Origin of the sequence: Candidatus Photobacterium acropomis, assembly GCF_030685555.1 — a bacterium.
Classification (GTDB): Bacteria; Pseudomonadota; Gammaproteobacteria; order Enterobacterales; family Vibrionaceae; genus Photobacterium; species Photobacterium lucens.
Genome location: NZ_CP131609.1, coordinates 1,976,894 through 1,993,328, shown reverse-complemented (window position 1 = coordinate 1,993,328; position 16,435 = coordinate 1,976,894). Strand labels below are relative to the sequence as shown.

Genomic DNA, 16,435 nt, shown 5'->3' with positions numbered 1-16,435 from the left:
CCTCGGCTTTGTTTTTACAGCATCAATCATAACTCGATTTCTGACTGACGATTCTGCTGCGGTTTTAATGGGAAATACAAACGGGTGCGTAAACCCGGATTATTATCACTGAACGCTAAATCACCACCATGGCTTTTCATGACAGCTTCAACTAATGATAAACCTAAACCGAACCCCTGATGGGTGCGACTCTTATCTGCACGGTACATCGGCTCTTTAATGCGACCTTTATCTTCGTCTGATACACCTAAACCATTATCAATTACCACTACCCCAAAGTGATCAACGACCACTTCTATATTACCTTGCTCTGGTGTGTACTTAATCGCATTTTCAACCACGTTATAGATTGCTCTAAACACTAAGCTTGGCTCACCTTGCAGTTTGTAGGGTTCATCTTCACGAAATGATAATACTTGCTGCTTTTCATCAGAGATAGGTAATAGAAATTCAACCACATCTTGACACACTGTTGATAAATCCACCCACTGCTTATCTATCTTATGTTTGCCACTGTTAATATTGGCGATTTCAAGCATACCATTGAACATCCCCAATAAAACTTCAAGATCATCATGGCAAGCTTCTAAATCTTTTGTAAATGGTGCTGTATCTTTCGTTAATAGATCTTCAAGCCGAAGTTTCATACGTGCGATGGGCGTTCGTAAATCGTGCGCCATACCCACAGAGAGCTCTTTTAGAGATTCTTCTTTTTTCTCAACTTGTTCAATCAAAAAATTAAGATGGATCGTCAGTACATCAAATTCGTCATCATTAGCACTAATGGGCAGTTTTACCCCTTTCTCACCCAAAATAACGCGATTCATACCATGATTAACACGTTCAAGCTTTTTCAAAATAGAAATCGCAAATAACAAGGCCCCTGCTAACATCAAGATCACCGGAACAACAATACCTGTGACTAATACTGGGATCATGGAATCACGATAAGCATGCATTAACTTTGGATTAACGCCGATAATGAGTTGTTTGTTATCGGGAAAATCTAAAACACGCTCCAATTTAGTGGACTGTAACCGTGTTTGTGAAAAAACTGCTGGATAGGTAATACTATTATCGGTATTAAGTGATGATGTAATACGGTATTCAAAAGCATTATTTAACTTATCATGCTCATCAACGGCTTCTATCACAGCCTGATAATCGCCTTTATCCAGCATTCTCTCAAACAGCGACACTTCATTGTTTAAATCTTGCTCTAACTGATTCTGATAAAAACTCTCTGAGCCAACGAATACCTGATTGATAAATAAGATAAACATCAAAGACACACAAGAGATAAAATACAGCAGAACTTTAAAAATACTGGATCGAGAAAGCTTATCAGATCCGGCGTAAGACATAGCCCGCCCCTCTTACCGTATGGATAAGGCTTGGCTCTCCACCTTCTTCTAATTTCTTTCTTAAGTTAGCGATATGAACATCAATCACGTTTGTTTTAGGATCAAAATGGTAGCTCCACACTGATTCAAACAAGCTCATACGTGAAACAACACTCTCAGCGTGCTCCATGAGATATTGCAGCAATAAAAACTCTTTTTGCTGTAGGTTCAACATACGAGAGCCACGCCATACACGATGAGATTTAATATCTAAACGTAGATCATCATAAATATATTCAGACGATATGGTTGTTGACGCTTGATTACGTTTGACCAAGATTTTAGCGCGCGCCACTAACTCTGCTAATGCAAAAGGTTTTGTTAAATAATCATCACTACCAGCGGTTAAGCCAGCAACACGATCTTCAACACTGTCCATTGCACTTAAAATAAGGATCGGTGTTTGGTTTTCAGTCGCTCGCAATGCAGCAAGGACTTTTAAACCATCAAGCATAGGTAACATGCGATCAAGAATAATAAGTTGATAATCACAGCTTGTTGCCATCATTAACCCTTGATGACCGTCTTCTGCTTCATCAACAACAAAGCCATGCTCGCGTAAGCCCTGTGCGATAAACTCACGAGTCGTAATATCATCTTCTATGACGAGTACTTTCATTCAGAACCTAATTGCTTGTCTTATCTATTATTTAATTAAAGCATTATAACCATAATCGATCTTATTTTCCGATAACCATAAAACAGGCATAGTTTTAATCCACTTATATTTGTTAAATTACTTTGTTTTCATTTTCTCTAACCATAAAAAAACGGCCTACCAAGAGAGGCAGACCGTTTGTAGCGACCATAGGGGGAAAATTATGGAATCGCTAACTCGTTAGCTGATTGTCTTATAGCGACTTCATTTGGTTCGCAATAATTTCAGCTTGTGGGCCAAGGATAACTTGAAGGTTATTAGAACCTACATTTACGACACCTTTAGCACCCAGTTGTTTTAGTTTCGCATCGTCGATGATTGAACGGTCAACAATACCTAAACGTAAACGAGTGATACATGCAGAGATATCAGTTAAGTTATCTTTACCACCTAGCGCTTCTAAGTAAGACTTCGCTAAATCCACTTTGCTTGCAGCATCGTCTTCTGGATTTGAGTTTTCTGCTGGTGCATCTTCACGACCCGGAGTCTTCAGGTTGAAAGCTTTGATTACAGCAACGAACACAACAAAATAAATTGCGCCAACTACTAAGCCCATTGGGATGATTTCCCAAGAGTTATGCGCCGCAGGAGCATTGTAGTTCAAGATATAGTCAATCAAGCCTGATGAGAAGCTAAATGCCATGTGAATATCTAGCTGAGAAGCAACTACGATACTGATACCCATTAGGATAGCGTGTACTACGTATAGTGCAGGAGCTAGGAACATGAACATGAATTCGATTGGCTCTGTGATACCAGTTAAGAATGCAGTTAATGCAACACTTAATAGCATACCACCTACTACTTTCTTGTTTTCTTTCTTCGCTGTTACGTAGAAAGCAAGTGCAGCACTTGGTAGACCAAACATTACTACAGGGAAGAAACCACTTAAGATTTGTCCTGCTGTTGGGTCACCTGCGAAGAAACGAGAAATTTCACCCGTTACAACATGACCGTCAGCCGCTGTGTAGCTACCGAATACGAACCACACCATGCTGTTTAGGATATGGTGAAGACCTAGCGGGATAAGTAGACGGTTAGCAACACCGTATACGAACTCACCTGGCATACCACTTGTTAGGATCCATTGACCAAGGTGGTTAATACCGTCTTGGATTGGAGGCCAAATGATGCTAAATGCGTACGCAAGAATAAGTGCAACAAGACCAGTCACAATTGGTACGAAACGCTTACCACCGAAGAAACCTAGGAACTCAGGTAGTTTGATTGCGTTAAAGCGGTTGTAAAGAAGACCTGCACACACACCAATAATAATACCGCCGGCAACGCCTGGATCCACATCTGGATTTAGTGTTTTAAGTGCAGCCATAAGGATAAAGTAACCTACAGCTGATGCGATTGCTGCTGCTGCCGAGTTGTCTTTCGAAAATCCAGCACCCACACCCATTGCAAATAATAGTGCAAGGTTAGTAAATACCGCCTGACCACCCGCTGCAATAAATGGGATGTTTAATAGATCAGGTTGACCAATACGCAGCAAAATACCGGCAATCGGCAATACTGCGATAGGAAACATAATCGCGTTCCCTAGTTTTTGGAAATGCCCGAGAATACTCATATTCTTCTCCACGTAAAAAGTTAAAATTAAAGTAAATTGTTTTAATAACTTAAGGATACTCTTTGATTCTTAATTGGAATTAAGCAAAAGATTAAGGATTCTTAATGTTTGCTTCTAAAAGCACAATTCTGAGTGATGGCTATCACAGTTTTATAAATTCGCCTATTTAGATATACCCAAGCAACCTCAAGATGCAGTGTTCAGCGCTATATTTTAAAGCGCTAAAAGCATAAAACCCAAATTAATGTGACAAAAGTATGGCACTTTCAGTAGAATTTGAGGTCAACGTTACATCCTTAACACGCGTAGACCTTTATCATGATGTCTTTTATCTCCCAAAAACTTATTAATTACTTAGCTTTAGCGCTTTTTGCTTTGTCTTTATTTGTCGCTATTTCTATTTTCCCAGTGCCACTACTAAGTGATCCAATCAGCGATGCTGCTGGTTTATCTTTCACGCTATTAACAGATACAGCAGGTAAACCATTCTTCCTTATCACGACAGTACTACTCTGCTTACTGCCAGTATTTTTCCGTTTACCAAAAAAGCAGATCATTAAGTTATGGATTCAATTCGGTATCTTATTAGTACTAAGCTTTGGTGCGAAAACGATTCTTAAGCACGAAACAGCTATCCCTCGCCCATACACTTACGAGTTACAACGCTTAAACCTTATCCCTTCTCCTGAAGACTTTTATCAATTAAATAAAGTAGAAAAAGATAACGTGGTGAAAAAGGCATCAGCGTACATCAGTACATGGCGTATCCGTCACTGGGAAGGTGAAACAAACTACTCATTCCCATCAGGTCATACTATTTTTGCGGCAATTTGTATTCTATTCTGGGGTGGTTTCTTACTACGAACTCGCCACTATATTCTGGCTGGTGGCTTGATCACGTGGGCGGTAGGTGTAGGTATTAGCCGTTTATGGCTAGGTATGCATTTCCCAACTGATGTCATGGGTTCTATCCTAGCGGCTGCAGTGCTGTACTTATTTATCCCTGAGTGGAAAGTAGATTCAGAGAACTAGTACTGCAAATAGACCATTAAATATAAAGAAAGGGCTCATTAAGAGCCCTCTTTTCTATCTACGTTCTTGAGTCTACGTATCACTGTGCTGTAGCGTTTCGATGTTCATATTCAACAACAAGTTGATTACCTGAATACGTTACATTGGTAATGTTACCATCAAAGATAAATGTATTCTTAACCGACGTTGTTTCTGATGATGCCGTTGCCATACGCTCACGTAATGATGGTAGGATCAAAATAGGATCAACGCCTAATGCCCCACAAAACTCATTCACAAATTGCTGCTCAATTGGTTTAGAACCGCGCAATATGTCAGAAAATTCTAATTGCGTTAAACCTAGCTTTTTTGCCATCTCAATCTGAGTAATGCGCATTTTTGCTTTATAACTCATCCATGTGTCATGCAGGATTTGGCGATCTTTTTCGGTGTACAACATAATTAACCCTAATAGCGCATAATTTTTATTTTAAATACAGAGTTATTCCCTCTGGTTAGAATAGTTTACGCTGACTAACGAGTAGTAAATGTCAGAATAACGTTAAGCTCTGCTCCATTTTCACAACTCGTTACATGATCCCATTTGTGCATAAGCCAAGTTTATATATACTTATATGGCAGCAAATTGTTATAAGCTAATGTTATATATAGGGTGTTAACTATTTTTATGGTTAAAGTTTTAGTTCGTTCAATCTTTACGATATTCGTAATAGTCAGTGTTTTTACTAACGCTGTGATTGCACACACCGTGACAAATAGCCAACCTTTCCTATCACATTGCTTACAAATGACAGAATCGCACTCACCAGCATTATCATCTGACGATTGCTGTAACAATGCGTTAGCGCCAGTCGTTATTAAAAATACGGTTACTTGCGGCACTATGATAAGCGATAGCGATCACAGTGCTAAATCATCATCTTCATGTTGTGGTGATGACGATTGCAAAACCAAACAGACACAAGCGGCATTGCTGACTCTCTTTTCATTTTCAGCCATCGCACCAGAGCGTGAGTTATTTAGTAACAAAGTTACCTCTCCGGTTCGCTATCACGAATCAAGACTAAAACCTCCTCTCGTATAAATTAAACACGTATTAATTCGCCGTATTGGCACTATGTATTTAATTTATTTTTGCGAGCAATGGATTAACCATGCTCGTATGATTACTAGGATTTTAGTTATGAAAATGTCACGCCTTTTTGCTTCAGCTCTATTAGTTGTTAGTGCTTTCTCTCATGCAGAAGAAGTTGCGCCAATCAAAGGCACTAACTACCAATCACCTTACTGTGGTTGCTGTAAAGAATGGGTAAAGCACATGGAAGATAACGGCTTTAAGCTAGATATGGTGTATGAAGAAGATCTAACACCGATCAAAATTAAGCTTGGTCTACGTCCGGAATATGCTTCATGCCACACAGCACAAATTGAAGGTTACACTTTTGAAGGCCATATCCCTGCTGCTGAAATTAAGCGCTTTTTGGCGAAAAAGCCTGAGCGTATGATCGGTCTTGCTGTTGGTGGTATGCCAATGGGCTCACCTGGTATGGAATACGGCGATCAAAAAGATGCTTATGAAGTATTAGCATTTGATAAAGATGGGAAAACCATGGTTTGGTCTCGCCATAACCAATAACCCAACACTGATTTTGCAAATATTAAGCCCGTCAACTGACGGGCTTAATATCATTTAAAACAATAAATTAGTCTTATGGTGCTAGGATTTTTCCTTTGATGTCATCATCGACACGCCTTTTTTGATGCTAATGACCTCACCATTTTTAGTCAACTTCACGGTGTAATTGTTATTTGTCACTTTTTCATAACCGTTAGCCAACTGCTCTACCGATTCCAGCTTAGTAAATCTAACTTGTAAATGCTCCGATTCCATCTCATTACTCTTAAAGTAATGCTGAACAGTCATGGGGGCATCAAACGTTGCTACCTCTGCCCCATATTTTTCCGTCAGTGCTGATTCCGCAATACTAATTGCTCGAGGCTTATCAACAAAGAAAAGTGCATTTTCAGCACTATGTACATTGGCACTCAATAATAAGACTAAAAATAACCAGTATTTCACAAGCCCTCCAATGGCATTCGTTTTAACATATATTGCTTAGTCAGATTTAAGCAACAGCAGGCAATTAAATTAAAAGTTTAACTATTGTTTATTCTGTTATTTATATATTCACACTTAACAATTTTATAAATTCAAAAAATATTAAGGTGACAAACCAGAGATGATATTTATATATCTTTGTTGACTAATACAGCTAACGTTAATCCTAATGCTCAGATTAAGATTCGATTTTCTTTATTATCTATAAAGTTATAATTAACCTACTTAGTAAGATAATTATAAATAAATCTTATAAATCACAGTGAAAATAAAGATAAAAACACTGAATGAGTCCAATGTACAACTGACTCATCAGTGCTTCAAATTCGAACACTTAAAATGCGATAAGTCACAATATTGGTAATGAAACACACAAATATAAATACTATTAGCATGAGAGGTGGTTAGAGAAATACATTAACTCCCAACTACTATGCTAATAATTAACAATGTAGAGGGAGTAAACATCATATTTCTGAAATATCGTAGAAAACACCACGATATTTATACGTGAGATAAAGCGTACTACTTAAAATAAATGTTTATTCGGATCTGAAGTCTCCGCCCATTCATGATCGTTTTCACGTTGCTCTAAATAGACCTGCAAACCATTAAAATAAGTAAAAGCGGTTAATTCAGATTCTTGATTAAAATGCTCAAAGAAAGCATCTTCTTGTTGAGCCAAGGTATGCAAGGTGGTTGCCCCATGCTCCAACGCCCATTGGATTGCATAAGGTGAAATCATAGTACGAAATAAGATCAATTCTTTGATCTCAGAAATCGGTACTTTTCTACCTCGCTTACTCACCTTTTTCTCTTCTAACTTATTGGCTTTTTCTTCAGCTAACAACGCACGAAGACTGGCTAAACTCGCCTCTCTTTCTGCCGCAGAATAGCCATAACTCGTTTTACAAAAACGTAATGCATAAGCCATTTTGTCTCGCCCCACCAACTCAATGACTTGTTCAAGGTAAGGTTGTGGAATCGCATACGCTGTGGCTAATTGCGTCACGGCATGATTTAAACTGGTATAAACAATGCCATCAAACTCAAATTGAAACGCCGTGGTCAATCCCTCAACCGGGATCCCGTCAATACTGACAGCCCAACCTCGGTAGTTCACTCGCTCTTTAGCAATCTCAAACATCTTCCAGCCACTTTCACGAAAGCCTTCTAACGCTTTACCTTCGAATTCAGAGTCTTCCAACTCTTCTTTAGTCCAGTTGACACCAATTTGTAGATGTTTTTGATACTTCTTATGTAGCTTCTCTTTCACCTTATCTCGAAGAATATCTAAGCTACTAACTTTAATATCATTAGAAAACGAAAAGCATTCTTGGCAGCACGGCACCATAATCGGCTCAGATTGCCCATCATAGTTAGGCTTAGCCATAAAGGCGTGGCTTTCATAATACGGTTCACCACAAAACCAACAGGTATGGCGAAATTCAAAGGGCACATCAATAGATAAATAAGAAGTAGTCATTGGGCTTCAACATCGGCTTAAACTATCCGCATTATGCTAACCCCTCATCATTTATACAAGGTAACAGCAAGCAAACAACAATGATATTTTTCACCTTATCACTAGTTACCCTTGATGTAGTCTTAGCTAAAGCGGTAAAATATGCGCCCTGTTTTAAATCGTGAGTATGTTGAATGTCAGAACAAAAGCGAAAGGCACTGAAAAAAATAGCAAAATGCCTTGAATTAGGTAACTCGGCAAACGTCAATGAAGCCGCACAAGCTATTCGTATGGCCCATCGCCTCATGCTCAAATATGGTCTTGAGAAAGACGATATTGAATTCATAAAAATGGGTAAAACAAAGTCTAAGACCTTATTACCAAGTGATATTAGTGCACAGATTCTAAAGATCATCCGTGGTATCAACCGTCGTTTCGGAGTGGAATGTGTACTGACAAACTACAAAGGTCTAAAACAAGCTGAATTTATCGGGATGGCTGAACGTGCAATTTTTGCAGCCTTCGCTTTCGATATTGTTTACCGTGAAATGAACCAACAAACGGGACAATTTAGAAATAGCTTCGCTGGCACAGGTACCAGCACACAAGAAGTAACTCGCCGTGTTAATTCATTCTTAGCGGGTTGGATTGAAGGTGCATTGGAAAAACTGCCAGAGCTAACAACTGACGATGATCATGATCAGCGTATGGCGAACTATATTGATAAACAGTTTGAAAACCTTGATCGTGAAACCTTTAAAAAGCAGCTTCAAGAAGCGATGAAAGCCCTAACTGATGATTACGAAAAAGGCATGAAGAAAGGCCGCTCTATTTCAGTGAATCGCCCTGTTGGTGGTACAACATCACAAGAAGAATTAAAGCGTCTAAATTAAGCTATCTAATTTCGCTTTTATCCCATTACTATAAAAAAAGTCGCCAATGCGGCTTTTTTCATAACTTAATGATTCATAAACCATCAATTAGGTTAGACTTGTATTAAATCCTACTGTTTTTATTTCACTATAAAAGCTAGCCGTATTGCTTAAGAGCATAGTTATTAACCTCTTTTTCCTTAACTTTATTTGACTCGTTCAAAAAAACAGCAAAAGAACACTTATAATCAGTATATTTCAAAGAAATGAGATTCCAGTCTCGTTTTTATGTTAGAATGAATCAAAATCCCTTAATTCCATAGCCATCAAGACATGAAATTTCCTGGTCAACGTAAGTCAAAACATTACTTTCCTGTCAATGCCCGTGATCCATTAGTTGCACAAATTCAACAAGACAACCCATTAGCGAAATCGCACCTAATTGGCGTAGGTCAAACCATTGTTGATATTGAAGCACGCGTTGACGATGACTTCTTAGCCAGACATGCGCTCACTAAGGGACAATCAGTTGTTCTCGATGAAGATAAAGCCGAGTTGCTTTATAAAGAACTGAAAGATCGCAAACTGATCAGCCACGAATACCCTGGCGATACCATTGGTAATACATTGCACAACTACTCTGTATTAGCCGATGACAAATCTATTCTTCTTGGTGTAATGAGCCAAGATCTAAAAATCGGTTCATACGCATACCGCTATTTATGTAACACCTCTAGCCGTATGGATTTAGATTACCTACAACCAGTCAATGGCCCTATCGGTCGTTGCTACACACTGATCAGTGCTGATGGTGAACGTACTTTCGCAATTAACGAAGGTCAAATGAACCAACTTCGCCCTGAAAGTATTCCTGAATCTGCATTCAAAAAAGCCTCTGCACTTGTGCTGTCAACTTACCTCGTTCGTGGTAAACCAACAGACCCAATGAAAGATGCTGCACTTAAAGCTATCGAATACGCGAAAAAATACAATGTGCCAGTGGTACTGACTATGGGTACTAAATACGTTATCGAAGATAAGCGCGAATGGTGGATTGAGTTTCTAAAAGAACACGTAACGTGTGTTGCGATGAACGAAGAAGAAGCGGAAGCATTAACAGGTGAAAAAGACCCACTAACAGCTGCTGATAAAGCGCTTGATTGGGTTGATATGGTGCTTTGTACTGCTGGCCCTGCTGGTCTATATATGGCAGGTTACACAGAAGATGAACTTAAACGTGAATCTACTCTGCCTTTACTTCCAGGTAAGATCCCTGAATTCAACAAATACGAATTCAGCCGTCCGATGGCGAAAAACGAGTGTGAAAACCCAATCCGTGTTTACTCTCACATTGCACCATACCTTGGTGGCCCAGTTGAGATCAAAAACACTAACGGTGCAGGTGATGCCGCTCTTTCTGCCCTACTACACGATATGTCAGCTAACCGCTTCCATAAGATCAATGTACCGAACTCTGCGAAGCATACAGCGAACTTCTTATCGTACTCGTCTTTCTCACAGATTTGTCAGTACTCAAACCGTGTAAGTTACGAAGTGTTGATCCAACATGCTCCGCGCCTATCTCATGGCCTACCAGAGCGTGAAGACTGCTTAGAAGAAGCATACTGGGAACGTTAATTCTCGTTGTAACCACATTAAAAAAGGAGCTAATTAGCTCCTTTTTATTTTTATTGCTCAGGTACTGAATAGATATCCCACTTCATATCAATGGTTTTATCTGTTCCTGAAACAGCTGCAATGACACGCCTATTTCGTTCTGCAGCTAACTCACTTTCACTATCATCAATCGGACGTGAATATCCATAACCTACTGCCTTTAAACGATTTGCATCAACTGAAAATGTTTCTGTTAACATATTCACGACTGCTTCTGCTCGATTTTGTGATAAAGCCATATTCAACTCATAACTCCCAACCTTGCTGCTATGTCCTTCAATCGTCACAGCGGAATCTGGATGTTGGTGCATAAAGTCAGCAATTGCTTCAATTTCTGATTCATATTTAGGTTCAATCACTGCTGAGTTATTAGCGAAGTTTAATTTCAGCTCAATGCGTTGTGCGATTTCTTTCTCCTGTCCACAACCCACATTATTCACTTTAGAGCCAGCAATACTATTTGGACATTGATCACGGGCTTCAATAACACCATCACCATCAAGATCACGAAGATCGTATTTCTGCTCTGTAATAACAGATGTTGGGCTTTCTGGTGTCGCACATCCGGTCAGCACCGTAGATACCAAAATTAATGTACTTAGCGTCACTATGGTTTTCATTATTTTGCCTCTCCTTGGCTATCCGAACCAACATTCCAACTTTCTGGCGTAGTTACACGTAACGAAGAAAGTAGCTGACCTGTCGCATGTAAAATACGATATTGTGAAAGCAACTCATCAAATTCTGTACGTAAATAGCTTTTACGTGCCTCAAATAATTCATTTTCAGAGTCCAACAAATCAAGTAATGAACGTTGACCAAGTCTAAATTGATGCTCATAAGCAGATTGAGTCTCTTTTGATGCCTCGACATGGGTTCGAATATAGTCTTTTTGTTTACCTAGGAATGAATTAGCATTCCAAGCGAGTGTTGTGCCATCTTTAACGTCACGAAAAGTATTTTGTTGTACCCCTTTCGCTTCGTTAATTTTATAGGCAGCTTCACGAACACGTGAGGCATCCTTACCACCATTAAACAGGTTATAACGCATCTGAATTGCTGCTTGTAACTCTTTATCCTCTCCTTCTAACGCATTGGTATAATCAAACTTTTCATCAGACCATTGCCCACCGAGCTCTAATGTGATTTCAGGATAGTAATTGGACTTAGCTGCTTTTCGTTCAGAACGAGCCGCATCTATATCGCTATTGGCTGATTTGATGATTGGATGATTTTTCTCAGCAATCGTAATGGCTTGTTCCAACGTTGGCGGGATCATATCGTGATCGACCATAGGGGCTATCACATCCACTGGTGCTTCATTTACTACACGAATAAATTCACTTCGAGCATCAGCAGCATTATTTTCAGCTGACATCAAATTTGAATAAGCGCGAGCTAGTCGACCTTTACTTTGTGAGAGATCTGCGGTTGATCCCAAACCTGACTCGGTTTTCTCTTTAATTTGATCAAACAAGATTTGATGCTTATCTACATTCTTTTGAGCTAACACCACAATTTGTTCTTCAACTAAATAATTGATGTAAACTTTCACCACTGAGAGCGCAATATCTTCAGCTGTTCCAAACAATTTCCATTGCTCAGCTTGGGCTTCATGGTTTAAACGTGACAACTCGTTTCCTGTTGCAAAGCCATTAAATAATGTTTGTCGAATACTCAAACCAACTTCAGGTACTTCTGAATCCACCATACCATCTTTTTGTAACCGACTTTGCGGTGTGGAACTTTGTTTCCAACCATAGCCAGCCGTTAAATCAACCGTCGGTAAATAATCACCAAATACCTGATTTGCCTGCTCTTCACGAACTTTAAAACGGCTCAATGCTTGTTGTAACTCAGGATTAGTATCAAGTGTAGTTGCAACCGCTTGTTCCAATGTTTGGCTCATCGCCACTGCTGGATATAACGTCGAAACAACGACTGCTGCCACTAAACTTCTCTTAATACTATTGCCTAGCCCATTACGCATGAACGAGTCTCCCTCTCTTTATCATTAATTAGCGCTCTCTTAGCGCCATTTCTTTAGCCCTTAAAATCGGGTTTAATATGTATTCCAGTACGGTTCGTTTACCGGTTATGACATCAACAGACGTCAACATCCCGGGTATAATCGGCATTTGAGTCTGATCTGATTTAGTTAAATAGGAATGTGATGTTCTTACTTTTACTAAGTAGTAACTATTACCTTCCTCATCTTGTGATGTATCAGCACTGATATTCACTACCGTCCCATCTAAACCACCATAACGTGTAAAATCGTAAGCGGTGACTTTCACGATCGCCGGTAAACCGGGATGCAAAAAGGCAATGTCTTTCGGCTGAACTTTAGCTTCAATCAACAAATTATCTTCTGTTGGTACAATGTCTAAAATCGCTTCACCCGGCTTCACTACTCCACCTATCGTGGTGATATTGATGGTTTTGATCGTGCCATTTACTGGCGAATGTAATACCGCTTTATCTACTTTATCTTGCGAACCTACCTGTGCTTCAGTGAGGCGAGATAATCTAGCTGTCATTTCATTTAATTGCGCACGTACATCTTTGTTGTAATTCAATACCGCTTCACGACGTTTTAAAATCGCTTCATCCAAAGCGGCTTTTACTTTTGGCTGTTCAGCGTATAGCGCAGAAAGTTCACCTTTCGTTTCGTTTACCTTGCGCTCTAGTTGTAATAAATCGACTTCCGATACAATCCCTTTTTTAGCCAACGGCTTAGTCATGACCATTTCTTTATTAATCAACCTTAAGCTGCTTTTTAAGGTACTAATGCGAGAAACTAATGAATGACTTTCCTGTTGTTTTTGCACTATCTGACGAGCTAAGATCGCTAATTGATTATCTAGCTCTTCTAAACGCCCTTGATATTCCGCTTTCTGACGAACAATCAACTCTGGTTCTTTTTGCTCTAATTCAGTAGTAAAAGTCAGAGGTGTAATATTGATCCTTACCTGTTTTTTCCAATCCTTAGTTTCATCGCCAATTTCAATGCTTTTGAGTTCATGACGAAAGCGTATGATATTGGCATTTAAGCTATCCTCTTCATCTTCTTGCTGCGCAAGATCAGAACGAAATCGAGTATCATCAATACGGACTAATGGCTGACCTTTCGTTACCGTCATTCCCTCTTCAACATATAATGCTTGTAACATGCCACCGTCATAGCTTTGGATCACTTGCACTTGTGAGGAAGGGATCACCTTGCCTGAGCCACGAGTGACTTGCTCCAATTGTGCAAAACACGCCCACACAATGAAGCACACCACCATCAAAAATAGCGCCCAAACCATGTAACGATGTTTAGCTGGTGAATCGATCATCATTGCACTGTAGACATCATCCATCATGTCTTGATCATGCTTGGAAAACGGCTTACTCATTTTGCCCTCCCGATACACCTTGGCGTAGTTGATTCAAAACCTTATCGCGCTTTCCATCTAAAATGATCTGACCGTTATCAACGACAATTATGCGATCAACTAATGGCAGTAATGACATTTTGTGGGTGATCAACAATAACGTACGATTTTGAGCAACGCGCTGCATCGACTGGATAAAACGATTTTCAGCATGGGCATCCATGCTAGCCGTTGGCTCATCCATTAATAAAATAGGAGGATCATTTAAAATTGCTTGTGCTAATGCGACAGCTTGACGCTGACCACGGGATAAAGAATGTCCAGATTCCCCCACCTGTTTATCTAAACCTTCACTATCACGGTCAGTAAAATGACTCACACCAGAAAACTGCACAGCGCGTAGTAATTGATGCTCAGTAACTTGACGCGTGCCAAACATGATATTGTCACGGATGGTGCCATGGATCAGGGTAATATCTTGTGGCATATAGCCAATATTTCTTCGTAAATCAGCAGGGTGGATCTGCCCACTATCAACACCATCAAAGCGTAAGTTCCCCTCAGTAGGTTGATATAAACCCGCTAACAATTTCGCTAATGAGGTTTTACCTGAACCATTTTTACCAAGGATCGCAATTTTCTCGCCCGGCTTAATTGAAAAATTTGTTGGAGAAATCGTCAGCTTTTTTTGATTAGGATAAGTAAATTGTAAATTTTCAGCTTTAATCGCTCCTTTTAATCGATGACGGCTGATCAAGTGCGCTTTATCTTCAAACTCACCTTCTTCCTTCATCAACTGATCAAGCTGTCGCAGTGCGCTTACTGTTTGATTGGTCCGTGTTAATAAATTCGCTAGCTGTGCCATTGGAGACACTACACGGCTTGATAACATCACAGCCGCAATAATCCCACCCATCGAGATATCAACAGTAGAAACACGATATACGCCTAAAATCACCACGCCAATTGCTGTTAATTGAGTCATAAAAGTAGCGAAATAAGAAACAGAGTTAGCTATCTTTTTCACTTTTAATTGCCAATTAGCCGTATGTGCGATCATCTGCTGCCAATGACGTTGCATTATCCCTTCAGCACTGTTTGATTTAATCGCTTCTATCGCAGCTAAACTTTCTATTAAATGGCCATGTTTTAAAGCAGCGAACTTATTTGACTCTTCCACTGCTACTTTTAATTTAGGTTGTACTATTAAGGTATAGCCAATAATTAATAATCCAAAAAACAGTGGAATAAGAGCAAGATCACCAGCGACAAAATAAATAATCACTAAGAATAATAACGCAAACGGCAAATCGATTAATGTCGTGATCGTTGCGGAAGTAAGCATATCTCGAATACTATCAAACTCACCTAATTGTTTGGCCATGCCTCCAACGGAAGGTGCGCGTTTTGATAACGGGATACCAATTGCTTTTTCAAATAACCTAGAAGAAATAACAATATCAATTTTCTTGCCTGCCAAATCGATTAAATAACCTCGAATATGACGCATAAGAAAATCAAAACAAAAAGCCAGAGATGCTCCACTGGCTAATACCCATAGTGATTCAAAAGCTAAATTCGGTACAATTTTATCGTACACATTCATCATAAATAATGGAGATATGAGTGCAAAGATATTAACTAATATCGATGCTATCAGCACATCACGATAAATCGGACTCGCATCTTTAACCATGTTCCAGAGCCAATGACCATGGTTAACATGCTGATGAACATCAATGCTACTATCACCTCGATATTGCTTTTTTATAAAGAAACAATAACCCGTGTAGTTTGCATCTAATTCTTCTAATGCAACTTCCAACTCACCACTATGCTCTGGAAATTGGATCACTGCACGATTATTGACTTCATCTATTTCCCGCAAAATACAAGCACGTTTATCTCTCAATAATAAAACACAAGGTAATACTAACGATGTCATCTCAAATAGTGACTTACGTAGTAACTTGGCAGTTAAACCTGCACGCGCAGCGGCCTGAGGAAATATTTCAGGCGTTAACCACGCGCTATCGAGAGGTAAACCTGCCGTTAATGCCTCGCCAGAACAAGGATTACCATAATATTCCGATAATATAACGAGACTATCTAATAAAGGATCTTCTATTGTTTTAACTGAAGCAGGAATACGCCAGTATTCCTGCTTTTCATCAGGTGTGGATATCACGTGTTATACATCCTTGTTATTTTTATTATAATTAACAGGAATATCCTTTATTCCTATTTTAT

General features: G+C 39.4%; 15 protein-coding genes. 5 read left to right on the top strand and 10 right to left on the bottom strand.

What is annotated here, in order from left to right; all coding sequences use genetic code 11:
* Positions 1-26 precede the first annotated feature (26 nt).
* The 3 genes from Q7657_RS16135 to nagE form a co-directional block, all read right to left on the bottom strand.
* The gene (locus tag Q7657_RS16135) at positions 27-1,364 is read right to left on the bottom strand and encodes a sensor histidine kinase (RefSeq protein WP_107167003.1); all 1,338 of its coding nucleotides are present in this window, start codon (positions 1,362-1,364) and stop codon (positions 27-29) included.
* Positions 1,345-2,022 (bottom strand): winged helix-turn-helix domain-containing protein, encoded by a 678-nt coding sequence (locus tag Q7657_RS16130; RefSeq protein WP_053989774.1) that lies wholly within the window; start codon positions 2,020-2,022, stop codon positions 1,345-1,347. Before Q7657_RS16130 ends, Q7657_RS16135 begins: the two co-directional genes overlap by 20 nt.
* A 232-nt stretch (positions 2,023-2,254) precedes the next feature.
* Positions 2,255-3,640 carry an N-acetylglucosamine-specific PTS transporter subunit IIBC gene (gene nagE / locus Q7657_RS16125; protein WP_107167004.1) on the bottom strand — a complete coding sequence of 462 codons (1,386 nt, stop codon included), beginning with the start codon at positions 3,638-3,640 and terminating at the stop codon, positions 2,255-2,257.
* A 318-nt stretch (positions 3,641-3,958) separates the two neighbouring features.
* Here nagE and Q7657_RS16120 point away from each other — a divergent pair, with 318 nt between their 5' ends.
* Entirely contained in the window at positions 3,959-4,672 is a 714-nt protein-coding gene (locus Q7657_RS16120; RefSeq protein ID WP_107167005.1) for a phosphatase PAP2 family protein, read from the top strand.
* A gap of 79 nt (positions 4,673-4,751) precedes the next feature.
* On the opposite strand, the gene Q7657_RS16115 is transcribed toward Q7657_RS16120, so the two are convergent.
* A complete protein-coding gene (locus Q7657_RS16115; protein WP_053989777.1) occupies positions 4,752-5,111 on the bottom strand; it encodes a helix-turn-helix domain-containing protein in 360 nt (119 codons plus the stop codon).
* 228 nt (positions 5,112-5,339) lie between these two features.
* Here Q7657_RS16115 and Q7657_RS16110 point away from each other — a divergent pair, with 228 nt between their 5' ends.
* On the top strand, positions 5,340-5,756 hold the full coding sequence (locus tag Q7657_RS16110) for a hypothetical protein (RefSeq protein WP_107167006.1): 417 nt from the start codon (positions 5,340-5,342) through the stop codon (positions 5,754-5,756).
* 99 nt (positions 5,757-5,855) lie between these two features.
* Positions 5,856-6,308, top strand: a complete 453-nt coding sequence (locus Q7657_RS16105) for a DUF411 domain-containing protein (RefSeq protein WP_107167007.1) — start codon at positions 5,856-5,858, stop codon at positions 6,306-6,308.
* A gap of 81 nt (positions 6,309-6,389) precedes the next feature.
* Here the strand turns inward: Q7657_RS16105 and Q7657_RS16100 are convergent, their stop codons facing one another.
* Both Q7657_RS16100 and Q7657_RS16095 read right to left on the bottom strand, forming a co-directional pair.
* Positions 6,390-6,752, bottom strand: a complete 363-nt coding sequence (locus Q7657_RS16100) for a hypothetical protein (protein WP_107167008.1) — start codon at positions 6,750-6,752, stop codon at positions 6,390-6,392.
* A gap of 568 nt (positions 6,753-7,320) precedes the next feature.
* Entirely contained in the window at positions 7,321-8,277 is a 957-nt protein-coding gene (locus tag Q7657_RS16095) for a hypothetical protein (protein ID WP_107167009.1), read from the bottom strand.
* Positions 8,278-8,450: 173 nt separating this feature from the next.
* Here Q7657_RS16095 and Q7657_RS16090 point away from each other — a divergent pair, with 173 nt between their 5' ends.
* The gene (locus tag Q7657_RS16090) at positions 8,451-9,149 is read left to right on the top strand and encodes a DUF2786 domain-containing protein (RefSeq protein ID WP_053989781.1); all 699 of its coding nucleotides are present in this window, start codon (positions 8,451-8,453) and stop codon (positions 9,147-9,149) included.
* 312 nt (positions 9,150-9,461) lie between these two features.
* Positions 9,462-10,766, top strand: a complete 1,305-nt coding sequence (locus Q7657_RS16085) for an inosine/guanosine kinase (RefSeq protein WP_107167010.1) — start codon at positions 9,462-9,464, stop codon at positions 10,764-10,766.
* Positions 10,767-10,816: 50 nt separating this feature from the next.
* Here Q7657_RS16085 and Q7657_RS16080 read toward each other — a convergent pair whose 3' ends face one another.
* The 4 genes from Q7657_RS16080 to Q7657_RS16065 are packed head-to-tail and all read right to left on the bottom strand — an operon-like array spanning position 10,817 to position 16,373.
* A complete protein-coding gene (locus tag Q7657_RS16080) occupies positions 10,817-11,425 on the bottom strand; it encodes an OmpA family protein (RefSeq protein WP_181319888.1) in 609 nt (202 codons plus the stop codon).
* Positions 11,425-12,795, bottom strand: a complete 1,371-nt coding sequence (locus Q7657_RS16075; RefSeq protein ID WP_107167011.1) for a TolC family outer membrane protein — start codon at positions 12,793-12,795, stop codon at positions 11,425-11,427. The genes Q7657_RS16080 and Q7657_RS16075 overlap by 1 nt, the downstream gene beginning before the upstream one ends.
* A 28-nt stretch (positions 12,796-12,823) precedes the next feature.
* Complete coding sequence (locus Q7657_RS16070; protein ID WP_053989785.1) at positions 12,824-14,206, bottom strand: HlyD family type I secretion periplasmic adaptor subunit; 1,383 nt, start codon at positions 14,204-14,206, stop codon at positions 12,824-12,826.
* Positions 14,199-16,373 carry a type I secretion system permease/ATPase gene (locus Q7657_RS16065; protein ID WP_107167012.1) on the bottom strand — a complete coding sequence of 725 codons (2,175 nt, stop codon included), beginning with the start codon at positions 16,371-16,373 and terminating at the stop codon, positions 14,199-14,201. Before Q7657_RS16065 ends, Q7657_RS16070 begins: the two co-directional genes overlap by 8 nt.
* Positions 16,374-16,435 lie beyond the last annotated feature (62 nt).